Raw genomic sequence first — 23,236 nt, 5'->3', positions numbered from 1 at the left:
GTGGCCAGCCAGTTGAATTGTTCAATGGATTGTATACAACCAATCTAAGGGCACATCATGCCCTTTTAATAGACGATGGGACAACCTCTCATTTAGGAGCAATCGCCATGTCCCTCTCAAGTTTCATGAACAGCCTGCTCGCCGCTTACGCTCACGGGGCAAGCGGCGCGATCTGCGAATTCTCCCGTCCGGAGTGACATAAGCCATTATCAAGCGCCCAAAAAAACCTGTGGGAGCGGGCTTGTCCCGCGAATACGTCAGTGAATCCACTATCGCATTCGCGGGGCAAGCCCGCTCCCACAGGTTTGGTTTACAGCTCAGAGGTCAGCGAGGAATAACGGGCTGTCGCGGCTTTTTGTTGCCGCCCTTGCCGCCCTTTGCGGCTTCCTTGCGTTCCTTGGCTGCCTGCTGATTGCGGGCAAACGCCTCGGCCTTGGCCTTCTCGCGTTTGTCCCACGGCTTGCTGCCGTCGCTTGCACGCGGTGGCAGGCCGGTGTGTTGGGTGAGGATCTTCTGATCCTTGCCCACCTTATGGCTGCCAGCCGGGGTCGAGTTCTTGCGCCGGGCGCTCTGGTAGCTGTCGGTCTGCGGCTGGTGCAGTGGGATCAGCTGGTGCTTGCCCGGGCCAATCAGATCGGCACGGCCCATACGCTCCAGCGCCTCACGCAGCATCGGCCAGCCCTTCGGGTCGTGGTAGCGCAGGAACGCCTTGTGCAGGCGGCGCTGCTCGTCGCTCTTGACGATGTCCACGCCTTCGCTCTTGTAGGTGACCTTGCGCAGCGGGTTCTTGCCCGAATGGTACATGGCCGTGGCCGAAGCCATGGGCGATGGGTAGAACGCCTGCACCTGGTCGGCGCGGAAGCCGTTGCCCTTGAGCCACAGGGCCAGGTTCATCATGTCTTCGTCGGTGGTGCCTGGGTGCGCGGCGATGAAGTACGGGATCAGGTACTGCTCCTTGCCCGCCTCTTTCGAGAACTTCTCGAACATGCGCTTGAAGCGGTCGTAGGTGCCGATGCCCGGCTTCATCATCTTGTCCAGCGGGCCACGCTCGGTGTGCTCCGGGGCAATCTTCAGGTAGCCGCCCACGTGGTGGGTGACCAGCTCCTTGACGTACTCCGGCGATTCCACCGCCAGGTCGTAACGCAGGCCCGAGGCGATCAGAATCTTCTTCACACCTGGCAGGGCACGGGCTTTGCGATATAGCTCGATCAACGAGCTGTGGTCGGTGTTGAGGTTCTCGCAGATGCCGGGGAACACGCACGACGGCTTGCGGCAGTGCTTCTCGATATCGTGGCTCTTGCACGCGATGCGGTACATGTTGGCGGTCGGGCCGCCCAAGTCGGAGACCACGCCGGTGAAGCCCGGCACCTTGTCACGCATCTCTTCGATTTCGTGCAGGATCGACTCGTGCGAACGGTTCTGGATGATCCGGCCTTCGTGCTCGGTAATCGAGCAGAAGGTGCAGCCGCCGAAGCAGCCACGCATGATGTTCACCGAGAAGCGGATCATCTCGTAGGCCGGAATGCGCTCCTTGCCGTAGGCCGGGTGCGGGATACGGGCGTACGGCATGCCGAACACGTAGTCCATTTCTTCGGTGGTCATGGGAATGGGCGGCGGGTTGAACCACACATCCACTTCGCCATGCTTCTGCACCAGCGCGCGGGCGTTACCTGGGTTGGTCTCCAGATGCAGCACGCGGTTGGCGTGGGCGTAGAGCACCGGGTCGTTGCGCACCTTTTCGAACGATGGCAGGCGGATCACCGACTTTTCCCGGGTCACGCTCGGGCTGTCGAGGATCTGCACGACCTTGGCTTCGTTCGGGTCTTCCTGGTCGCCCTTGGCTTGCTCGATGGCGCAGGCCTGGGTGTCCTGGGTGTTGACGTAGGGGTTGATGATCTTGTCGACCCGGCCTGGGCGGTCGATGCGGGTCGAGTCGATTTCATACCAACCCGCTGGCGTGTCACGGCGGATGAACGCCGTACCGCGCACGTCGGTGATCTGCTCGATGCGCTCGCCCTGGGACATGCGCTGGGCGACTTCGACGATGGCCCGCTCGGCGTTGCCGTACAGCAGGATGTCGGCGCTGGCGTCGACCAGAATCGAATGGCGGACCTTGTCCTGCCAGTAGTCATAGTGGGCGATGCGGCGCAGCGACGCCTCGATGCCGCCAAGCACGATCGGCACGTGCTTGTAGGCTTCCTTGCAACGCTGGCTGTACACCAGGCTGGCGCGGTCCGGGCGCTTGCCGGCCATGCCGCCTGGGGTGTAGGCATCGTCGGAACGGATTTTCTTGTCCGCGGTGTAGCGGTTGATCATCGAGTCCATGTTGCCCGCCGCGACGCCGAAGAACAGGTTCGGCTCGCCCAGCTTCATGAAGTCGTCTTTCGACTGCCAGTTCGGCTGGGCAATGATGCCCACGCGGAAGCCCTGGGCCTCCAGCAGGCGGCCGATGATGGCCATGCCGAACGACGCGTGGTCGACGTAGGCGTCACCGGTCACGATGATGATGTCGCAGGAATCCCAGCCGAGCAGATCCATCTCCTCCCTGCTCATCGGCAGGAAAGGTGCTGGTCCGAAGCATTCGGCCCAGTACTTGGGATAGTCGTAGAGTGGTTTGGCTGCTTGCATGTCAGTGACCGGTTTTGGTGTTCAGGGAAATCGCGGGCGCGGAGGATAGCACAAATTTTGACCAAATCCGACGATAGCTGTCGGATTCATCAGACGCTTGTAGGGGCAACTGTCTTGCTCACAAAAAATTGCGCTGATTCCTGTGGGAGCGGGCTTGTCCCGCGAACACGGGCGAAGCTCGTGCCATCCAAGCGCGGTGCCTGCTTCGCGGGACAAGCCCGCTCCCACAGGGCTTCGCGCCAGATTTTTATTCGTCGTCGTCGAAGTTGTACATGCCCGGCGCGAGGTTCTCGAAACGGGTGTACTTGCCAATGAACGCCAAGCGAACGAAACCGATGGGGCCGTTACGCTGCTTGCCGATGATGATTTCGGCAACGCCCTTGTGCTCAGTTTCCGGATGGTAGACCTCATCCCGGTAAACGAACATGATCACGTCGGCGTCCTGCTCGATTGCACCGGATTCACGCAAGTCGGAGTTCACCGGGCGCTTGTTCGGCCGCTGTTCGAGGGAGCGGTTGAGCTGCGACAGGGCTATCACCGGGCAGTTGAATTCCTTGGCCAGGGCCTTGAGCGAGCGGGAAATCTCGGAAATCTCGTTGGTCCGGTTATCACCGGCCGAACCCGGGATCTGCATCAGCTGCAGGTAGTCGACCATGATCATGGCGATCTCGCCATGCTCACGCGCCAGGCGGCGGGTTCGTGCGCGCATCTCCGAAGGGCTGATGCCAGCGGTATCGTCGATGAACAGCTTGCGGTCGTTGAGCAGGTTGACCGCCGAGGTCAGGCGCGGCCAGTCGTCGTCATCCAGCTGGCCGGAACGCACCTTGGTCTGGTCGATGCGGCCCAGCGACGAGAGCATACGCATGATCAGCGATTCGCCTGGCATCTCGAGGGAGAACACCAGCACCGCCTTGTCGGTACGCAACACGGCGTTTTCGACGAGGTTCATGGCGAAGGTGGTTTTACCCATCGACGGACGGCCGGCGACGATAATCAGGTCGGCCGCCTGCAGGCCGCTGGTTTTCTCGTCCAGGTCGGTGTAACCGGTGGACACACCGGTGATATCGCTGTCGGAGTTGAACAGCGTGTCGATGCGGTCGATGGCCTTGGTCAACAGCTCGTTGACGCCCACCGGGCCGCCGGTCTTCGGCCGTGCTTCGGCGATCTGGAAGATCTGCCGTTCGGCGTCGTCGAGGATCTCTTCGGCGTTGCGCCCCTGCGGGTTGAAGGCGTTGTCGGCGATGTCGGTGCTGATGCTGATCAGCTGGCGCAACGTGGCGCGCTCGCGAATGATCGCGGCGTAGGCCTTGATGTTGGCCACCGACGGCGTGTTCTTGGCCAGCTCGGCCAGGTACGCCAGGCCGCCGACTTGGGTCGACAAACCTTCCTTGTCCAGTTGCTCGTGCAGGGTAACGACGTCGAACGGCTGGTTGGCGTCGGCCAGCTTGTGCACGGCACGGAAGATCAGGCGGTGGTCATGCCGATAGAAATCGCCGTCCGACACCTGGTCCAGCACCCGCTCCCAGGCGTTGTTGTCCAGCATCAGGCCACCGAGCACGGCCTGTTCGGCCTCGATGGAATGCGGCGGCACCTTCAGGGCAGCGGTTTGCAGGTCGAGTTGTTCGGGGTTGGTGATCTCGTTCATGGCCACGAAAGAATTCTGGAGGATGAAAAAGACAAAGGGCACGGCCTGTTCAGAACAGGACCGTGCCCGATGTTAACCGGCCAGACCGCGAGGGGCCAGCCAGTCAGCGCAGCTTAGGCAGCTACGACGACCACACGTACGGTGGCTTCAACGTCGCTGTGCAGGTGCACGGCTACGTCGTATTCGCCAACCTGACGGATGGTGCCGTTCGGCAGACGCACTTCAGCTTTGGCCACTTCAACGCCGGAGGCGGTCAGGGCGTCAGCGATGTCGTGGGTGCCGATCGAACCGAACAGCTTGCCTTCGTCGCCAGCGGTGGCAGTGATGGTCACTTCCAGCTCGGCCAGTTGGGCAGCGCGGCTTTCAGCCGACGATTTACGGTCTGCTGCAGCTTTTTCCAGCTCGGCGCGACGCTCTTCGAACGCAGCCAGGTTGGCGGCGTTGGCAACGGTGGCCTTGCCGAATGGCAGCAGGAAGTTACGGCCGTAACCAGCCTTAACTTTTACTTTGTCGCCCAGGTTGCCCAGGTTAGCGACTTTTTCCAGCAGGATCAGTTCCATTTGGTAAAACCTCTTAACTTTTAACCTTCACCGTTCGCGGAGTCATTCCCCTCAGGGGACTTGCGACCGCGAAAATCAATCAGGCTGTCGACAATGGCCAACACCACGAGCAACGGATAAATCAGCTGCATTATCAGCGGCAGCGTCACGTACATGCCGACCAGCCAGAAACCGGCCAGCCTCCCCTGTGCCACCAGCCCATGCATCAAGGCGATGCCGGCCAGAACGAGCACCAGGCTGGACGCGGAAGCCAGGACGATGAACTGCGGGCCGATGAACGGGCCCAACACCATCGCGGCAACCAGAGCCAGCATGACCGCCCGCGGCAACTTCAGCGCGCGAAACTCGCGACCGAAGCCTCCAGGGTTGTACAACGCTGCTTGCCAATAACGCGCCAGCATCAACGCCAGCACGCTGAACAACTGCAGCATCACCGCTGTGGAAGCGACCAGCACAGGGCCGATCAGCTCACCGGGAATCACTGGCTTGCCTTCGACCTGCGGCAGCGCTTCGGAAAGCGCCTTGGCCAACACCTCGAAGGTTTCGCGCAGCACCGTGTCCAGGATGAGGCTGTAGACCAGCCCCAGCACAACACTGAACAACAACACCCGGCTCCAGGAATGCCCGGCACGCAAAAAGGCGGCCAGCCCCAGTGTCCCCAACAGCACCAGCAAGGTGCTTGGGTCACCGAAGGCCCAGATCGCCACCGCCGGCAAAAGGCCGAAGGCGATGACCGTTGAAGCGTCCTTGAACCCGCGCCGCAGCAGCACAAGGCTGCCAGCAGCGGCACTCAACCAGAACAGCAGCGGTAATACCGCACTCACGACCACCACCAGGGTGGCCTGCACACGACCGCGCATGATGAAATCAGCCAACGCTCGCATGCTTATCCCTTACTACTTGTCGACAACCCGGTCTCAGCGGCCGTGGCTGTCGGTGTAGGGCAGCAGGGCCAGGAAGCGGGCGCGCTTGATAGCGGTAGCCAGCTGACGCTGATAACGAGCTTTGGTACCGGTGATACGGCTTGGAACGATCTTGCCGGTTTCGGATACGTAAGCTTTCAGGGTGTTGAGATCTTTGAAGTCGATCTCTTTCACGTCTTCAGCAGTGAAGCGGCAGAATTTACGACGACGGAAGAAACGTGCCATGTAATAGGCTCCTCAAAAGGTCCGTGGATTACTCGTCAGCGTTATCGCTGGAGTCGCTGTCATTGCTGTCATCGCCTTCGGCGGAGTCAGCATGCTCAGGACGCTCACGACGCTCACGGCGCTCGCTGCGGTTCTCTTCGGCCTTGAGCATCTCGGACTGACCGGTTACGGCTTCGTCGCGACGGATGACCAGGTTACGGATCACGGCATCGTTGTAGCGGAAGTTGTCTTCCAGCTCGGCCAGGGCCTTGCCGGTGCACTCAACGTTCAGCATCACGTAGTGAGCCTTGTGAACATTGTTGATTGCGTAGGCCAGTTGACGACGGCCCCAGTCTTCCAGGCGGTGGATCTTGCCACCATCTTCTTCGATCAGCTTGGTGTAACGCTCAACCATGCCGCCGACTTGCTCGCTCTGGTCCGGGTGAACCAGGAAGATGATTTCGTAATGACGCATGAATGCTCCTTACGGGTTAGTAGTCTGCCAGCGAATCTGGTCAGACAAGGAGTGAATGACACTGTATGTCTTGCCACGGAGGGGAGGCACATGAGCGCCTGCCAGCTCGGCAAGGGGCGCAATTGTAGAGAAGGCGGGGCGGACAAGCAAGGTGATTGGCGATTATTTGAACAGCCGGAAACATATTTGCGACTGTGCCGGCCCTATCGCGGATGAATCCGCTCCTACAGAAACCGTGTAGGAGCGGATTCATCCGCGATAAGGCCGGCACAGCCTGTAAATCAGCGCTTGGCCTGACGCTGACGCACGGCCTCGAACAGGCAAACCCCGGTCGCCACCGACACGTTCAGGCTGCTCACGCTACCCGACATCGGCAACTTCACCAGGAAATCACAGTGCTCGCGGGTCAGCCGGCGCATGCCTTTGCCTTCCGCGCCCATGATCATCACCAGCGGCCCGGTCAGGTCCTGCTGGTAGATCTCCTGTTCGGCTTCGCCGGCCGTGCCGACCACCCACAGTCCGCGCTGCTGGAGCTTTTCAAGGGTCCGCGCAAGGTTGGTCACGGCCACCAGCGGAATCACTTCCGCCGCGCCACAGGCTACCTTGCGCACCACCGGCGTCAGGGTCGCCGACTTGTCCTTGGGCACCACCACCGCCGTGGCACCAGCGGCATCGGCGGTACGCAGGCAGGCGCCGAGGTTGTGCGGGTCGGTGACACCGTCCAGCACCAGGATCAGCGGCGGTGTCTCGGTGCGCTCGAGCAACTCCTCGAGCATCAGCTCGCCCCACACCTGGCTAGGGCTGACTTCGGCGACCACGCCCTGGTGCACGCCTTCGACCCAGGCATCCAGCTCACGGCGCTCGGCCTGGCCGACCTGCACACGGTTTTCCGCAGCCAGGGCCAGCAACGCCTGGATGCGCGGCTCGCTGCGCCCTTCCGACAACCAGATCTGCTTGACCCGCTTCGGATGGTGCTGCAGCAGCGCCTGCACGGCGTGCACGCCGTAGATCTTTTCCAGCTGACTCATGACTTGTTCTTGCTCTTGCGTGGCGCGCCGCCGGACTTCGGCGGGCCTTTACGGTGCTTGGTCGGTTTGCCGGACGGCTTGCTGCCTTTATCCGACTTGCTGCTGGCATGCCCACCGCTGCGGGCATCGCTCATCAGCGCCTTCTTCATTTCGCGGCTCTTGCGCACTTCGGCATTACGCTGCACGGCGTCTTTCGGGAAGTACGCCTCAGCGGTTTCGCTCTTGCGGCTGCGCGGCTTCGGCGTGGCCTTGGCCACCTCCACCGGCTGCTGCTCGGCTTGCTCGGCGGCCGGTGCGGCACCGCGGTTTTTACGACCAATCGGGGCAGCGAGTTGCTGCTGGGATACTTCGAAATCGATCTTGCGCTCGTCGAGATCGACGCGCATGACCTTGACTTCAATGGTGTCGCCCAGGCGGAAGCTGCGCCCGGTACGCTCACCCGACAGGCGGTGATGCACCGGGTCGAAGTGGTAGTAGTCACCCGGCAGCGCACTGACGTGCACCAGGCCTTCGACGTAGATATCGGTCAGCTCGACGAACAACCCGAAACCGGTCACGGCAGTGATCACACCCGGGAAGGTCTCGCCGACGCGGTCCTTCATGAACTCGCACTTGAGCCAGTTGACCACGTCACGGGTGGCTTCATCGGCCCGGCGCTCGGTCATCGAGCACTGCTCGCCGAGCTGGTCGAGGGTGTTGACGTCATACGGGTAGATACGCGCCTTGGGAATGCTCATGGCACCGGCACGCTTGACGTGCGGGGTATCGACCTTGGAGCGGATGACGCTGCGGATGGCACGGTGCACCAGCAGGTCCGGGTAACGACGGATCGGCGAGGTGAAGTGGGTGTACGCCTCGTAATTCAAACCGAAGTGGCCGTTGTTGTCGGTGCTGTACACCGCCTGGCTCAGCGAACGCAGCATCACGGTCTGGATCAGGTGGAAGTCCGGGCGCCCGGCGATGCTCGCCAGCAGCGCCTGGTAGTCCTTCGGCGAAGGGTCCTTGCCCTTGTGCAGGCTCAGGCCCAGCTCGCCGAGGAAGGCGCGCAGCTTTTCCAGACGCTCCGGTGGCGGGCCGTCGTGCACGCGGTACAGCGCTGGCACGCCATGCTTGTTGAGGAACTCGGCGGTGGCGACGTTGGCCGCCAGCATGCATTCCTCGATCAGCTTGTGGGCGTCGTTACGCACGGTCGGGCGGATTTCCGCGATCTTGCGCTCTTCACCAAAGATGATGCGGGTTTCCTGGGTTTCGAAGTCGATCGCGCCACGGGCGTGACGGGCTTCGAGCAGCACCTTGTACAGGTTGTACAGGTTCTTCAGGTCCGGCAGGACTTCCTTGTACTCCTCGCGCAGCGCCTTGCCCTCACGGGTGCGGGCGTGTTCGAGCATGCTGCTGACCTTGTTGTAGGTCAGGCGCGCATGGGAGTGGATCACCCCTTCGTAGAACTGGTAGTCGACCATCTGGCCGGCTTTGTTCATGGTCATTTCGCAGACCATGGCCAGGCGATCGACGTGCGGGTTCAGCGAGCACAGGCCGTTGGAGAGCTCTTCGGGGAGCATCGGCACCACGCGCTCGGGGAAGTACACCGAGTTGCCGCGCTGCTGGGCTTCCACGTCCAGGGCCGAACCCAGGCGTACGTAGCTGGACACGTCGGCGATGGCCACATAAAGACGCCAGCCACCCGAGAACATGCGCAGCTTGCCCAGTGGTTCGCAATAAACGGCGTCGTCGAAGTCGCGGGCATCTTCGCCGTCGATGGTGACGAACGGCAGGTGGCGCAGGTCGATGCGCTTTTCCTTGTCCTTCTCTTCGACTTCGGAGCGGAACTTGCGCGCCTCCTTGATCACGTCCTGGGGCCAGACGTGCGGAATGTCGTAGCTGCGCAGGGCAACGTCGATTTCCATGCCCGGCGCCATGTAGTTACCAATCACTTCGACCACATCACCCTGCGGCTGGAAGCGCGGGGTTGGCCAATGGGTGATCTTGATCTCGACGAACTGGCCGATCTTGGCGCCGCCGTTGCGGCCCGCGGTCACCAGCACTTCCTGCTGGATCTTCGGATTGTCCGGCGTCACGTAACCGATGCCGCCTTCTTCGAAGTAACGGCCGACAATGCTTTCGTGGGCACGCGAGATGATCTCGACCAGCACGCCTTCACGGCGGCCACGGCGGTCGACGCCTGAAACCCGGGCCAGGCCGCGGTCGCCATCGAAGGCCAGGCGCATCTGCGACGGGCTGAGGAACAGGTCTTCGCTGCCATCGTCAGGGATGAGGAAGCCGAAACCGTCGCGGTGGCCGGAGATACGGCCGCAGATCAGATCCAGCTTGTCGACCGGGGCATAGGTGCCACGCCGGGTATAGATAAGCTGGCCGTCACGCTCCATGGCACGCAGGCGTCGGCGCAGGGCTTCGATCTGGTCTTCTTCATAAAGACCGAACTCGGCCGCCAGCTCCTCGCGCGCGGCCGGTTCGCCACGGTCGGCAAGGCGCTGCAGGATCAGCTCACGGCTGGGGATAGGGTTGTCGTATTTTTCCGCTTCGCGAGCGGCCTCGGGATCGAGGGATTGCCAATCGGCCATCAGAAGGGGTTCACCTTGGGGTATATAGATAGGAATTCTGGCATAGGCCTATTGAAACCGGAAATGTCGGGCTTGGACAGCCCCAGCAGCATGTCCGGCGTGCGGCAATAGGCGTGTGGAATCAACAAGTTGAATTTTTTGAAATTTTTTTCGATTGGGGGCTTTACAGCCCTCCGTACCGCCCGTATAGTGCGCACCACAACGACGGGCAACCCCGAAGTTGTAGAAGAGATGAACGGCGCTGTAAAGCATCTTGTAATCTCGAATGTGTGCCCAGGTGGCGGAATTGGTAGACGCACTGGTTTCAGGTATCAGCGGCTTCACGGCCGTGGAAGTTCGAGTCTTCTCCTGGGCACCAACTATTTCAAGTAACAGATGACCAAGGATCTGTTACTACTGTGTGAAGCGAACGATAGTCGCCTTCATCAGATGATGTAAAGCTTTGCCCAGGTGGCGGAATTGGTAGACGCACTGGTTTCAGGTATCAGCGGCTTCACGGCCGTGGAAGTTCGAGTCTTCTCCTGGGCACCATACAAAAACCCACTAGCTTGCTAGTGGGTTTTTTCTTGCCTGCGATTTTCGCATCGCCCTCCCCTGCATGGCTGCAGCCCGGCAAAGGTCTGACCATGAATTTCTCGTCACCCGGCCACTTGAGAAACGATTTCGTTTACCATTGTTTCCAAATATGTAGCCGTAAGCGAGGAAGTACCCGCATGACGATCCGTCCGCAACCGCTGATGCGCACCCTGGCCGCCGCTGTTCTGAGCCTGGTGATAGGCGCTCCGGCCGCCATGGCAGACGACCCGGTCAGCCTGACCATGTACAACGGTCAGCACAAGGAAATCGGCGAAGCCATCGCCAAGGCCTACGAGGCCAAGACCGGTATTCACATCAATATCCGCAAAGGCAGCAGCAACCAGCTGGCCAGCCAGATCATCGAAGAAGGCGACCGTTCGCCGGCCGACATCATCTACACCGAAGAATCGCCACCACTGAACAACCTGGGCGAGCTGGGCCTGTTGGCGAAGATCGACGACGCCACGCTAAACATGCTGCCCAAGGAATACGTAGGCGCCAACGGCACCTGGATGGGCGTCACCGCACGCACCCGGGTGGTGGTGTTCAACCCGAAGAAGATCGACGAGAAAGAACTGCCGACCACGGTGATGGATTTCGCCGGCCCTGAGTGGGATGGCCGCGTCGGTTACGTGCCGACCAGCGGTGCTTTCCAGGAACAGGCCGTAGCCATCCTCAAGATGCACGGCCGTGAAGCCACCGAAGAATGGCTGACCGGCCTGAAAGCCTTCGGCAAGACCTACACCAACAACATGGTCGCCCTCAAAGCCGTGGAAAAAGGCGAAGTCGCCGCCGTGCTGGTGAACAACTACTACTGGTACGCCCTGGAACGCGAGCGCGGCAAACTGGATTCCAAGCTGTACTACCTTGCCGACGGCGACGCCGGCAACCTGGTCACCATCTCCGGCGCCGCTGCGGTCAAGGCCAGCAAGCATCCGAAAGAAGCCCAGGCGCTGCTCAACTGGATGGCTAGCGAAGAAGGCCAGCGCGTGATCACCCAGACCACCGCCGAGTACCCGCTGCACAAAGGCATGGTTTCCGACCGTGGCCTGAAGCCGTTCGAAGACCTGCGCCCACCGAAAATCTCGCCGGCCGACCTGGGCAATGCCGAGGAAGCGCTGGAGCTTGAACGTGAGGTCGGCCTGCTCTGATGACCGCCGCCCTGTCCGAGCCGGTGCCGGTACGCTTCGTACCGCGCCGCAAGCGCCCCTCGATCTGGGTGGTGCTGCCTGTGCTGTTCCTGGTGGCGATGAGCCTGCTGCCGTTGCTGTACGTCGCCATGAAAGCCTGGGAAGCCGGCTGGCGCGAAGCCCTGCACCTGCTGTGGCGCCCGTTCGTCTGGGGCCTGATGCGCAACACCCTGATGCTGATGGTCGGGGTGACGCTGGCGTGCATGGTGATCGGACTGGCCCTGGCCTGGCTGCTCGAACGCAGCAACCTGCCCGGGCGCAGGTTGTGGGGCGTGGTGCTGTGCCTGCCGTTCGCCGTGCCATCGTTCGTCAGCAGTTTTACCTGGGTGTCGTTGAGCTCGGACTTCGAAGGTCTGGGCGGAGCGATCCTGGTCATGGCCTTGTCCAAGTACCCGCTGGTATTCCTGCCGGTGGCCGCCACCCTGCGCAACCTCGACACTTCGCTTGAAGAGTCGGCACGGACGCTGGGCTGCAGCCGTTGGGGCGTATTCACCAAGGTCACCCTGCCGCTGCTGTGGCCATCGATGCTCGGCGGTGCGCTGCTGATCGCCCTGCACATGCTGGTGGAATTCGGCGCCCTGTCGATCCTTGGTCTGCAGACGTTTACCACAGCGATCTATCAGCAGTTCGAGCTGGAGTTCAGCAATGCCAATGCCGCCATGCTGTCGGCGGTGCTGCTGGCGCTGTGCCTGGCGATGCTCTGGCTGGAGCTGAAAGTGCGCGGCAAGGCCCGCCACGTGCGTATCGGCCAAGGTGTGGCACGCCGTGCGCAGCCGGTGCGGCTGGGCGGCTGGATGCCGTTGGCGCAGGTGTTTTGCGTGGGGCTGGCGATACTGGGCAGTGGAATTCCGCTGGCCATGCTTGGCTACTGGCTGAGCGTAGGCTCCTCGGCGGCATTCCCGGTCGCGGCGATCAGCAAGGCGCTGCTCACCTCGTTATCAGTGTCGCTGGGTGGCGCAGGTTTCTGTGTGCTGCTGGCGCTGCCGGTGAGTTTCCTGGTGGTGCGCTACAAAGGCCGCCTGGCGATATGGGCCGAGCGTCTGCCGTACTTGCTTCACGCCCTGCCTGGTTTGGTGATTGCGCTGACGCTGGTGGTTTTCGCCCTGCACTACGTGCCCGCGCTCTACCAGACCACCGCGTTGCTGCTGTTGGCGTATGCGCTGCTGTTCCTGCCACTGGCTCAGGCGCCTGTGCGCACGGCCCTGAACAAGGCCTCGCCGACGCTCGAGGAGGCGGCGCGCACGCTGGGCGCCAGCAGCTTCTCGGCATTCTGCCGGGTCACGTTGCCGATCATCTTCCCGGCCCTGGCCGCTGCCTTCGCCCTGGTGTTCCTCGATGCCATGAAGGAGCTGACCGCTACCTTGCTGCTTAGCCCGACTGGCATGACCACCCTGGCTACCGAAGTGTGGGCACATACGGCCAATGTCGAGTTTGCGGCGGCGGCGCCTTATGCGGCGTTGTTGATCGTGGTTTCGGGGTTGCCGGTGTATTTGCTGACGACACGGATGTATTTGAACAAGGCGTGAGATCGGGTCCAGGCTGTGCAACAGCCTTAATGAAGGTCAGCTTACGGACTGATCGAGGCTACTGTGGGAGCGGCTTCAGCGGCGAACACCGGCGAAGCCGGTGCCATTCATCGCGCCGCTTGCTTCGCGGCTGAAGCCGCTCCCACAGGGAAATCCCCAACGCATTGCTCAGGCGCGGAATTGCCCCAGGCTGGCGCGCAGCTGCGCTGCCAGATCGTCCAGCACCTTGCTGCTGGCGGTGGTCTGCATGACGACTTCGGCAGAGCGCTCGGCCTGGGCGTGGATCGTTTCCACCCGTCCGCGCACCGCCTGGGCGCCATGGGCTTGCTGCTCTGCCGCGCGGGTCGCCAGGCCGATGGCGGCATGCACCTGCTCCACCGCCGCCTGCACCGATTGCTGGCGGCGCTCGTTGTCGCGCAGCACCGACAGGCCTTCGCTGGCCTTGAGGCCGGCCTGGCCGATGGTGGCCACCGCTTCTTTGGCGCCCTTCTGCAGCGCTGCGATATGCGCCTGAATGTCTCCGGTAGAGCTCTGCGTCTTGCTCGCCAGCGCTCGCACCTCGTCCGCCACCACGGCAAAGCCGCGCCCGGTTTCGCCGGCACGCGCCGCCTCGATGGCCGCGTTGAGGGCCAGCAGGTTGGTCTGCTCGGCAATGCCATGGATCACGGTCAGCACCACCTCGATCTGCTCGCTCTGCCTGGCAAGCCGCTCGATGACCTGGGCGCCGGTTTCGACCTGGCCGGCGAGGTTCTCGATCATGCCGGCCAATTGCGTCGAAGCGCGGCTGTTCTCGTCGGTAGCCTGGCGGATGTCGACCACCTGCTGCAGCGCCGCCTGCATGGCGTGGCTTTCGGCCTGGGCTTCGTCCGCCATGCTCGACAGGTCGCGCAAGCTGGCGGCTACTTCGTCGCGCTGCAGCGCAGCGGCAGCATCGGCTCCGGCGTTGCGCTGGGCCATTGCGCCAATTTCGACACCGGTTCGCTGCGCCACTTCACCCGCCTCGCGGACGATCGGCTGGAGCTTGTCGACGAAGCGGTTGACCGCCGAGGCCATGTCGCCAATCTCGTCGCGGCTGTCGAGGTTGACACGCTTGGTCAGGTCGCCCTCACCGGCCGCCAGGTCGTTGAGCGCGGCGATCAGCAGGCGCAACTTGCTGAGCACCCGCCGGCCCAGCACCACAGCCACGAGCACCAGCACGCCCAGGCCAACCAGCACCAGGCCCAGGCCAATCCGCCAGCGCAGTTCTGCAGCCGCATCGCGCACGGTTTGCGCGGTGTTGGCCTGCATTGCCGTGGCGCTGCCCTGCGCGGTCTGCAAACGCTCCCTGAGGGCCTTGCCGCTGTCCGCGGCCGCTGCGCCGAGGCTGTCACCCACCAGTTGCTCGCCGCTGGCGATCAAGGCGTTGAAGCGTTGATCCAGCGCCTTGAGCTCCTGATCGACACCGGCGGTGGAGACGCCCATCAAGACCTTGCCGATTTCCGCGCCATTGGGGTTGATCGAGGCCTCGACGAAATACACCGACGGATCGCGGCGGGCAGCTTCGAGCACTTTGTCCAGAGCACGCTCCCCTTGGCCTTTTTCCATCAAGGCCTGGTTGATCGGGTTCTGTCGGTTCAGGTAGCGGGTCAGGTGCTGGCCCTGGGCGTCGTCATAGATCACGAACAGTACATTGGGATTGCGCTGGGCACGGCGGGCGAAGTCGGACAGCGTCGGCACGTCGTTGTCCCAGATCGCCCGTGGTGCGACCGAGGCCAGCAGCTCGGCCATGTCGTTGGCTGAGTCCTTGAGGTTCTTTTCCAGCGTCGTGCGCAGTTGTTGCTGCTCGCTTTGCAAGCGTTCGGAGAGGCCGGCGCTGAGGCGCTGACGGGTATTGCTAGAAAGGTTGTCGAGACCCGCACGGACATCCTGCCCGGCCTGTTCAAGCTCGCTGGCGAGCTTGCGGCTGTCGGTGCCCAGGCGTTCGCCCAGGTCGGCCTCAAGGGCGGTGACCGTGCTTCGGGTTAGCGCAACCGCCACCAGCACCTGCACCAAAAGGGCGATACCGAGGGCAACAAACACAGGCCGCAACAGGCGGCTTCGTAACACTGAAAGGATGGCAGACACGGTGAAACCCTCGTGCTTTCTGGCGCCATTATTTTGATGGCATCTACAGAGCTTCTTACAGCAAGGGTTGTGCCGAGCACAGCAGGGATAAGCGCCAAGGTCTAGCAATGGTCACAAATGAAAACGCCGCGATCCCTTTCAGGACCGCGGCGTCAGATCAGCCTGGAGGGCAGATCAGGCGAACGGATGACGCAGGACGATGGTCTCGTTGCGGTCCGGGCCGGTGGAGATGATGTCGATCGGCGCGCCGACCAGCTCCTCGATACGCTTGATGTAAGCGCGAGCAGCTTCTGGCAGGGCTTCCAGGGACTTGGCGCCCACGGTCGACTCGCTCCAGCCTGGCATCGTTTCGTACACCGGCTCCAGGCCGATGTAGCTGTCGGCGTCGGACGGGGCATCGTTGACGGCGCCGTTTGCGTCCTTGTAGCCAACGCAGATGTTGATGGTTTCCATGCCGTCCAGCACGTCCAGCTTGGTCAGGCAGATGCCCGAGATGCTGTTGACGTCGATGGCGCGACGCAGGATGACGGCATCGAACCAACCGCAACGGCGGGCACGGCCGGTGGTCGAACCGAACTCGTGGCCACGCTTGGCCAGGCCGGCGCCGGTCTCGTCGAACAGTTCGGTCGGGAACGGACCGGAACCCACGCGGGTGGTGTAGGCCTTGGTGATACCCAGGATGTAGTCCAGGTACATCGGGCCGACACCGGAGCCGGTGGAGATACCGCCAGCGGTGGTGTTGGAACTGGTGACGTACGGGTAGGTGCCGTGGTCGATGTCCAGCAGCGAGCCCTGGGCGCCTTCGAACATGATGTCCTTGCCGGCGCGACGCAGGTTGTGCAGCTCGGCAGTGACGTCGAGCATCATCGGCTTGAGCAGCTCGGCGTACTCCATGCACTCGTCCAGCGTCTGCTGGAAGTCGATGGCCGGCTCTTTGTAGTAATTGACCAGCTGGAAGTTGTGGTAGTCCAGCAGCTCACCGAGCTTGGCAGCGAAACGCTCACGGTGGAACAGGTCGCCCACGCGCAGGCCGCGACGCGCCACCTTGTCTTCGTAGGCTGGGCCGATACCACGGCCGGTGGTGCCGATCTTGGCTTCGCCACGGGCTTTTTCGCGGGCCTGGTCCAGGGCCACGTGGTACGACAGGATCAGCGGCGCAGCCGGGCTGATGCGCAGGCGCTCGCGCACTGGCACGCCCTTCTCTTCCAGCTTGGTGATTTCACGCATCAGGGCATCGGGGGCAACGACCACGCCGTTGCCGATCAGGCACTGCACGCCTTCGCGCAGGATGCCCGAGGGAATCAGGTGCAGAACGGTTTTTTCACCGTTGATCACCAGGGTGTGGCCCGCGTTGTGGCCACCCTGGTAGCGCACTACGGCGGCAGCATGTTCGGTCAGCAGATCGACGATCTTGCCTTTGCCCTCATCACCCCACTGGGTGCCCAGGACGACGACATTCTTACCCATTACATTGGTCCTCATTCACGCAAACTTGGTTGCCGGCCTACTGCCGACGCAGAAACTCAATGGGTCAGCGGCAGAACCTGCCAGCGCCCGTCTTGCTGAATCAATTGCCGATCACAATCCGCCTCGAGAGCAGCACTCAACGGCTGGCCAGGCAGAGCCTGGACCACACGCTGGCCCTCGTTGCGCAACTGGCAGACCTGCTGCCAGAGGGCCGCGTCGCCACTGTCGGGCATCCAGATGCCGCCAGCTGGTAACACGACCTCCGCTCGCCCCAGTGTGACCAGGGTCTTCAAATCCGTGGAGAATCCGGTGGCCGGGCGTGCCCGGCCGAAATCGGCGCCGATGTCGTCGTAACGACCGCCCTGGGCGATCGATTGACCTTCGCCGGGGACGAACACGGCGAACACCACGCCGGTGTGGTAGTTATAGCCACGCAGCTCGCCGAGGTCGAAGTACAACGGCAAGTCCGGGTAGCGCGACGCCAGGCGATCGGCGATCGCCAGCAGGTCGTCCAGCGCCGCCAGCACGCTGGCCGGGGCACGGCCCAGGCGCACGCGGGCTTCGGCCAGCACTTCGCGGCCACCGCACAGCTCGACCAGGGCGCGCAGCATATTGCCCAGGTCCTTCGGCAGGTCGGCGGTCAGTGCCTGCACTTCATCCACCGACTTGCGCTGCAGGGCGTCGAACAGCTGCTGCTCGACTGCGCCCGACAGGCCGGCGGCGCGCGCCAGGCCACGGTAGATGCCAACGTGGCCGAGGTCCATGTGCACGTCTGCAACGTCGGTCAGTTGCAGCGTGGCGAGCATCAGGCTGATGACTTCGACATCGCTGGTGGGGCTGGCGTCGCCGTACAGCTCGGCACCCAGCTGAATCGGGCTGCGCGAAGTGGACAGTGCACGCGGCTGGGCGTGCAGCACGCTGCCGGCGTAGCACAGGCGGCTCGGGCCTTCACGGCGCAGGGTGTGGGCGTCGATACGCGCCACCTGCGGGGTGAAGTCGGCGCGGAAGCCCATCAGGCGGCCCGACTGCGGGTCGACCACCTTGAAGGTGCGCTGGTCCAGGTCCTGGCCGGCGCCGGTGAGCAGCGACTCCAGGTACTCGATATGCGGGGTGACGACCAGTTCGTAACCCCAACTCTGGAACAGGTCCAACACCTGGCGGCGCGCGATCTCGATGCGCGCAGCCTCAGGTGGCAGTACTTCCTCGATGCCATCTGGCAGCAGCCAGCGGTCTACCGTTGCCATTACGCCATTTCCCCTCTGGTCCGGGCGGCTTGCCGAGAGGCCAGCCGTCAGTAAAGCCGGTATCGCGCACAGCAGCGGGCAGCACTGATCCCAGCGCAACCACCGTACCCGACACCCTCAAATTGCCTTGCGAGCTGACCAAACCGTCAACTGGCGCTTTGCCAATTGACCTTGCAGACGCAAAAAAGCCGGGAAATTTCCCGGCTGCCGCATCTTACACCCCTTTTCATTCAGAATGCACCCCGCCTGGTGTTTTAGCTGCCAGGCGGGGCGCCACCCCATGAAACGAGGCTCAATGCATTACGGCTTGCTCTTGTCCAGGAAGCGGAAGAACTCGTTCTTCGGATCCAGGACCAGCACGTCGCTCTTGCTGGAGAAGCTCTCGCGGTATGCCTGCAGGCTACGGTAGAACGCATAGAAATCGGCGTCCTGGGTGTAGGCCTTGGCATAGATGGAGGCCGACTGGGCGTCGCCATCACCACGGGTTTCTTCAGCTTCGCGGTAAGCTTCGGCCAGCAGTACACGGCGCTGACGGTCGGCATCCGCTCGGATACCTTCGGCCAGTTCGTTACCTTTGGCGCGATGCTCGCGGGCTTCACGCTCACGCTCGGTGCTCATGCGGTCGAACACGCTGCGGTTGACTTCCTTCGGCAGGTCGATGGCCTTGACGCGGACGTCAACGACTTCGATACCCAACTCCTTGGCAGCCATGCGGTTCAGCGAAGCGGTGATGTCAGCCATCAGCGCGTCACGTTCACCGGAAACCACTTCGTGCAGGGTGCGCTTACCGAACTGGTCACGCAGGCCGCTTTCCAGACGACGCGACAGACGCTCGTCGGCGATCTGCTTCATGCCGGAAGTGGCGGTGTAGAAACGCTCGGCATCCTTGACGCGCCACTTGGCGTAGGCGTCGACCATCACCGCTTTTTTCTCCAGGGTCAGGAACCGCTGGGTCGGAGCGTCGAGGGTCATCAGGCGAGCGTCGAACTTGCGGACCTGGTTCACGTACGGGATCTTCATGTGCAGGCCAGGCTGGACATCGGCCTGGACCACCTTACCGAAGCGCAGCATTACCGCACGCTCGGTCTGGGCCACGATGTAGAAGCTGTTCCAGCCGACGATGGCCAGAACCACGACGGCGATCAGGGCGATCAGCGATCTGTTGCTCATCAGCGGCTCTCCCTAGTACGCAGCTGCTGCTGTTGCTGTTGCAGGTCCTGCGCCGCACGTGCCGCCGCGTCGTTGGCCGACGGGGAAACACTGGTGGTAGGCGCGGACGTGTTGCGGCTGCCTTCGACCATCTTGTCCAGCGGCAGGTAGAGCAGGTTGCTCTGCCCGTCCTTGGTGGCCACCATGACTTTGCTGGTATTGCTGTAGACCTCTTGCATGGTCTCCAGGTACAGGCGCTGGCGGGTCACGTCAGGTGCCTTGCGGTACTCGGCGACCAGCTTGGTGAAGCGGTCGGCCTCACCCTTGGCGCGGGCGATGACTTCGTCGCGATAACCGTTGGCGTCCTCGATGATGCGCTGGGCCTGACCACGGGCTTCCGGCACCACGCCATTGGCGTAGGACTCGGCCTGGTTGCGGGCACGCTGCTCGTCTTCACGGGCGCGGATCACGTCGTCGAAGGCTTCCTGCACTTCACGCGGGGCTGCCGCGCTCTGTACGTTGACCTGGGTGACGGTGATGCCGGTGCGGTAGTTGTCGAGGAAGCGCTGCAGGCGTTCGCGGATATCCACAGCCATCTGCTCACGGCCTTCGGTCAGCACCTGGTCCATCGAGGTGGAACCCACCACGTGGCGCAGGGCGCTGTCGGTCGCATGCTGCAGGCTGACTTCCGGCTGGTCGACGTTGAGCACGAAGTCCTGCAGGTTGCTGATCTTGTACTGGACGGTCAGCGGCACCTCGACGATGTTCTCGTCTTCGGTGAGCATCTGGCCCTGCTTGGTGTAGGCACGCTCACGCGTGACGTTTTCCATGTACTTGCGATCGAAAGGCGGGAAGTAGATGTTCAGGCCGGGACCGACCGTCTCATAGTACTTGCCGAAGCGCAGCACCACGGCTTGCTCCTGCTCGTCGACCACGTACACGGCGCTGTACAGCCAGATGGCAGCCAGTACCGCCAGGCCGATGCCCAGCAGGCCATAGCCCCCGCCCTTGCCGACATTGCGGTCACCGCCGCCACGTTTCTTGCCGCTGCCGAACATGCCGTTCAGGCTGTCCTGCAGTTTGCGGAAGGCCTCGTCCAGATCCGGCGGGCCTTTTTTATCGCCACCACCGCCGCCGCCACCACGGCGACCGCCCCAGGGATCCTGATTGTTCGAGTTGCCACCCGGCTCGTTCCAAGCCATAGCGCTCTCCATCTGATAAAGCAAAGACGCGCCCACGGCGCGCCGTCCAATGCTACAGAATGCCTGCCACTGCTGCCCGACGACCTCGGCGGGCATTTATTGCAAAGTGTGTTGCTCGACAAACACTTGCGGCTCCATGCCTTCGCGGCTGACCAGGCGATTCAATTCGACCATGGGCAATCGCACACTCAGCAGGCTGCGCCCTTCTTCGTCATGCTCCTCACCCCGCACGGCACCCATTGCAAAGAATTGCGCGCGCAAGCGGGCAAAACGCTGCTCCAGGCACAGGGTACCGACAAACAGATCATCCCCCAGCAACTCGGCAATCGCCTGACCGACCAGCTCCAGGCCACGCCCGTCTCGTGCCGATACCCAGACCCGCTCCGGCTTGCCGTCGGCGTTGCGCTGGATCTGCGGCTCGACATCTTCGAGCAGGTCGAGTTTGTTATAGACCTCGAGGATCGGCAAGCCTTCTGCACCGATCTCGCCCAATACCGCCAACACCTGCTCGATCTGCTCCATGCGCTCCGGCTCATGGGCGTCGATCACATGCAGCAGCAGGTCGGAGTTGCTCGACTCTTCGAGCGTAGCCCGAAATGCCTCGACCAGCTTGTGCGGCAGGTGGCGAATGAAGCCTACGGTATCGGCCAGCACGATCGGCCCAAGGTCGTTGAGCTCGAGACGACGCAGGGTCGGGTCGAGGGTGGCGAACAATTGGTCGGCGGCGTAGACCTCGGATTCGGTCAGGGCGTTGAACAGCGTGGACTTGCCGGCGTTGGTGTAGCCCACCAAGGATACCGACGGGATATCCGCGCGCTTGCGCCCGCGACGCGCCTGCTCACGCTGGCTGCGCACCTTCTGCAGGCGAGACTTGATCTGGCGAATGCGTACCCGCAACAGGCGGCGGTCGGTTTCCAGCTGGGTTTCACCCGGGCCGCGCAGGCCGATACCACCTTTTTGTCGCTCAAGGTGAGTCCAGCCGCGCACCAGCCGCGTGCTCATGTGATCAAGCTGAGCCAGTTCGACCTGCAGCTTGCCTTCATGGGTACGCGCCCGTTGGGCAAAGATATCGAGAATCAGCCCGGTACGGTCGAGCACACGGCACTCGAACACACGTTCGAGGTTGCGCTCCTGACTGGGCGTGAGGGTGTGATTGAAAATCACCAGGTCTACCTGTTCGGCATGGACCAGGTCGTGCAGCTCTTCGACCTTGCCACTGCCAATCAGGTATTTGGCGGTAGGCTGATGCCTGCCCACCGTGACCAGCGAGACGATGTCGGCGCCGGCCGACAATGCCAGCTCCTGAAACTCCTGCGGGTCTTCGCGCGCCTCAGGGTTCTGACCTTCCAAGTGAACGAGCAGCGCCCGCTCACCACCACCGTGGCGCTCAAAGAACAATGCAGGCTCCTATCAGGCGTTGCCTGGCTCGCTGTCGCCGTGTTCGGAATCGGACGGGCTTGGCAGGCGAACCGGACGGGCAGGTACCACAGTCGAAATCGCGTGCTTGTAGACCATCTGGCTGACAGTGTTCTTCAGCAGTACGACGAACTGGTCGAACGATTCAATCGAGCCCTGCAGCTTGATCCCGTTGACCAGATAGATCGAAACCGGGACCTTTTCTTTTCTCAAGGTGTTCAAGTAAGGGTCTTGTAGCGAATGCCCTTTTGACATATGCCGCACTCCTGTAAGGATCAATAATAGAAAATCAAAGAAATCGATAAGTTAGGCCGCCCCTTCGAGAGAATAGACGGCAATCAGCAGGGACTCAGCTCAATATGGAGACGGTTCCCAGGTATTTCAAGGTGCGGGACAGATTGTCGCAGGCCAGGCTGTCGAGCCAGTGCACGTCGGACCAACCGCGCAACCAGGTGAACTGCCGCTTGGCCAGCTGGCGAGTGGCAATGATACCGCGTTCTCGCATCTCATTCTCAGTCAGCTTGCCGTCGAGGTAGTCCCAGACTTGCCGATACCCCACTGCCCGTATAGACGGCAGCCCGGCGTGCAAGTCACTTCTGGCTCGTAGCGATCGGACCTCGTCGACGAAGCCCTGTTCCAGCATCTGCGAAAATCGTAACGCAATTCGCTGATGCAAAATGTGACGATCTGTAGGAGCAATCGCCAAACTCGCGACAGTATAGGGCAAATGCCCGTCAGCGCCTGCGTCTGCGGCGCTACTTTCCGCGAATTGACGCTGGCGATGGGCCGTCATGCTCTCGCCACTCACCCGGTAGACCTCCAGCGCGCGGATCAACCGCTGCGGGTCGTTGGGGTGGATGCGTGCAGCAGACACCGGGTCCACTTCGGCCAGCTGCCGGTGCAGCTCGCCCAGGCCCAGCGCCTCGGCCTGGGCTTCGAGCTCTGCACGCACCGCAGCATCGGCGGGCGGCATGTCTGCCAGGCCGTCGAGCAAGGCCTTGTAATAGAGCATGGTGCCGCCGACCAGCAGCGGGATCTTGCCGCGCGCGGTGATCTCGGCCATCGCCTCCAGGGCGTCGCTGCGAAACTGCGCGGCGGAATAGCTTTCGGCCGGGTCGCGGATGTCGATCAGGCGGTGCGGATGGGCCGCCAGGATTTCCTTGGAGGGCTTGGCGCTGCCGATGTCCATGCCACGGTAGACCAGCGCAGAATCGACGCTGATCAATTCGCATGGCATGACCTTGGTCAGTTCGATGGCCAGGTCGGTCTTGCCGGCCGCCGTCGGGCCCATGAGGAATATTGCTGGGGGGTTGCCGCTCAT

Annotated in this window: 18 protein-coding genes, 2 tRNA genes and 1 pseudogene; 4 read left to right on the top strand and 17 right to left on the bottom strand. The window is 62.5% G+C overall.

All coding sequences use genetic code 11. The annotated features are described in order from the left end of the window. Positions 1 to 324: 324 nt before the first annotated feature. The 8 genes from ACIPZF_RS06955 to rnr form a co-directional block, all read right to left on the bottom strand. Entirely contained in the window at positions 325 to 2,628 is a 2,304-nt protein-coding gene (locus ACIPZF_RS06955; RefSeq protein WP_400796866.1) for a YgiQ family radical SAM protein, read from the bottom strand. Positions 2,629 to 2,875: 247 nt separating this feature from the next. Then, positions 2,876 to 4,273, bottom strand: a complete 1,398-nt coding sequence (gene dnaB, locus ACIPZF_RS06950; protein ID WP_176516051.1) for a replicative DNA helicase — start codon at positions 4,271 to 4,273, stop codon at positions 2,876 to 2,878. Between the two features lie 113 nt (positions 4,274 to 4,386). Beyond that, entirely contained in the window at positions 4,387 to 4,833 is a 447-nt protein-coding gene (gene rplI / locus ACIPZF_RS06945) for a 50S ribosomal protein L9 (RefSeq protein ID WP_012316464.1), read from the bottom strand. Between the two features lie 20 nt (positions 4,834 to 4,853). Further along, positions 4,854 to 5,717, bottom strand: coding sequence for a hypothetical protein (locus tag ACIPZF_RS06940; protein ID WP_400796863.1), 864 nt, complete (start codon positions 5,715 to 5,717; stop codon positions 4,854 to 4,856). A gap of 33 nt (positions 5,718 to 5,750) precedes the next feature. Then, positions 5,751 to 5,981, bottom strand: a complete 231-nt coding sequence (gene rpsR / locus ACIPZF_RS06935; protein WP_003249563.1) for a 30S ribosomal protein S18 — start codon at positions 5,979 to 5,981, stop codon at positions 5,751 to 5,753. 28 nt (positions 5,982 to 6,009) lie between these two features. Continuing rightward, complete coding sequence (gene rpsF / locus ACIPZF_RS06930) at positions 6,010 to 6,435, bottom strand: 30S ribosomal protein S6 (protein WP_003249557.1); 426 nt, start codon at positions 6,433 to 6,435, stop codon at positions 6,010 to 6,012. Positions 6,436 to 6,716: 281 nt separating this feature from the next. Further along, on the bottom strand, positions 6,717 to 7,463 hold the full coding sequence (gene rlmB / locus ACIPZF_RS06925; protein WP_012316466.1) for a 23S rRNA (guanosine(2251)-2'-O)-methyltransferase RlmB: 747 nt from the start codon (positions 7,461 to 7,463) through the stop codon (positions 6,717 to 6,719). Next, positions 7,460 to 10,042 (bottom strand): ribonuclease R, encoded by a 2,583-nt coding sequence (gene rnr, locus ACIPZF_RS06920; protein ID WP_400796860.1) that lies wholly within the window; start codon positions 10,040 to 10,042, stop codon positions 7,460 to 7,462. The genes rlmB and rnr overlap by 4 nt, the downstream gene beginning before the upstream one ends. Before the next feature lie 271 nt (positions 10,043 to 10,313). Here rnr and ACIPZF_RS06915 point away from each other — a divergent pair. The 4 genes from ACIPZF_RS06915 (at position 10,314) to ACIPZF_RS06900 (ending at position 13,334) form a co-directional block, all read left to right on the top strand. Beyond that, positions 10,314 to 10,400 (top strand) — tRNA-Leu (locus ACIPZF_RS06915). A gap of 86 nt (positions 10,401 to 10,486) precedes the next feature. Then, positions 10,487 to 10,573, top strand: a tRNA-Leu gene (locus ACIPZF_RS06910). A 182-nt stretch (positions 10,574 to 10,755) separates the two neighbouring features. After that, positions 10,756 to 11,769, top strand: coding sequence for an extracellular solute-binding protein (locus ACIPZF_RS06905; protein ID WP_400796857.1), 1,014 nt, complete (start codon positions 10,756 to 10,758; stop codon positions 11,767 to 11,769). Further along, positions 11,769 to 13,334, top strand: a complete 1,566-nt coding sequence (locus ACIPZF_RS06900) for an ABC transporter permease (RefSeq protein ID WP_400796854.1) — start codon at positions 11,769 to 11,771, stop codon at positions 13,332 to 13,334. Before ACIPZF_RS06905 ends, ACIPZF_RS06900 begins: the two co-directional genes overlap by 1 nt. 168 nt (positions 13,335 to 13,502) lie before the next feature. On the opposite strand, the gene ACIPZF_RS06895 is transcribed toward ACIPZF_RS06900, so the two are convergent. From ACIPZF_RS06895 to miaA, 9 genes and pseudogenes are all read right to left on the bottom strand, one after another. After that, positions 13,503 to 14,207 (bottom strand): methyl-accepting chemotaxis protein, encoded by a 705-nt coding sequence (locus ACIPZF_RS06895; protein WP_400797141.1) that lies wholly within the window; start codon positions 14,205 to 14,207, stop codon positions 13,503 to 13,505. Positions 14,208 to 14,408: 201 nt separating this feature from the next. Beyond that, positions 14,409 to 14,621: pseudogene (locus tag ACIPZF_RS06890) on the bottom strand (methyl-accepting chemotaxis protein); the annotation flags it as partial. 990 nt (positions 14,622 to 15,611) lie between these two features. Beyond that, positions 15,612 to 16,904, bottom strand: coding sequence for an adenylosuccinate synthase (locus ACIPZF_RS06885; protein ID WP_241806242.1), 1,293 nt, complete (start codon positions 16,902 to 16,904; stop codon positions 15,612 to 15,614). A 56-nt stretch (positions 16,905 to 16,960) separates the two neighbouring features. After that, positions 16,961 to 18,148 carry an ATP phosphoribosyltransferase regulatory subunit gene (locus ACIPZF_RS06880; RefSeq protein ID WP_400796852.1) on the bottom strand — a complete coding sequence of 396 codons (1,188 nt, stop codon included), beginning with the start codon at positions 18,146 to 18,148 and terminating at the stop codon, positions 16,961 to 16,963. 300 nt (positions 18,149 to 18,448) lie between these two features. Continuing rightward, positions 18,449 to 19,318 (bottom strand): protease modulator HflC, encoded by an 870-nt coding sequence (gene hflC / locus ACIPZF_RS06875; RefSeq protein ID WP_400796849.1) that lies wholly within the window; start codon positions 19,316 to 19,318, stop codon positions 18,449 to 18,451. Then, positions 19,318 to 20,499, bottom strand: coding sequence for an FtsH protease activity modulator HflK (gene hflK, locus ACIPZF_RS06870; protein WP_400796847.1), 1,182 nt, complete (start codon positions 20,497 to 20,499; stop codon positions 19,318 to 19,320). Before hflK ends, hflC begins: the two co-directional genes overlap by 1 nt. Before the next feature lie 96 nt (positions 20,500 to 20,595). Continuing rightward, positions 20,596 to 21,897, bottom strand: coding sequence for a ribosome rescue GTPase HflX (gene hflX, locus ACIPZF_RS06865; RefSeq protein WP_400796844.1), 1,302 nt, complete (start codon positions 21,895 to 21,897; stop codon positions 20,596 to 20,598). Between the two features lie 12 nt (positions 21,898 to 21,909). Continuing rightward, complete coding sequence (hfq, locus tag ACIPZF_RS06860; RefSeq protein WP_003258160.1) at positions 21,910 to 22,170, bottom strand: RNA chaperone Hfq; 261 nt, start codon at positions 22,168 to 22,170, stop codon at positions 21,910 to 21,912. A gap of 94 nt (positions 22,171 to 22,264) precedes the next feature. Further along, positions 22,265 to 23,236, bottom strand: a complete 972-nt coding sequence (miaA, locus tag ACIPZF_RS06855; RefSeq protein ID WP_400796841.1) for a tRNA (adenosine(37)-N6)-dimethylallyltransferase MiaA — start codon at positions 23,234 to 23,236, stop codon at positions 22,265 to 22,267.

Origin of the sequence: Pseudomonas sp. NPDC089752 (assembly GCF_044748725.1) — a bacterium.
GTDB lineage: Bacteria > Pseudomonadota > Gammaproteobacteria > Pseudomonadales > Pseudomonadaceae > Aquipseudomonas.
This window is presented reverse-complemented; position numbering and strand designations above follow the sequence as displayed.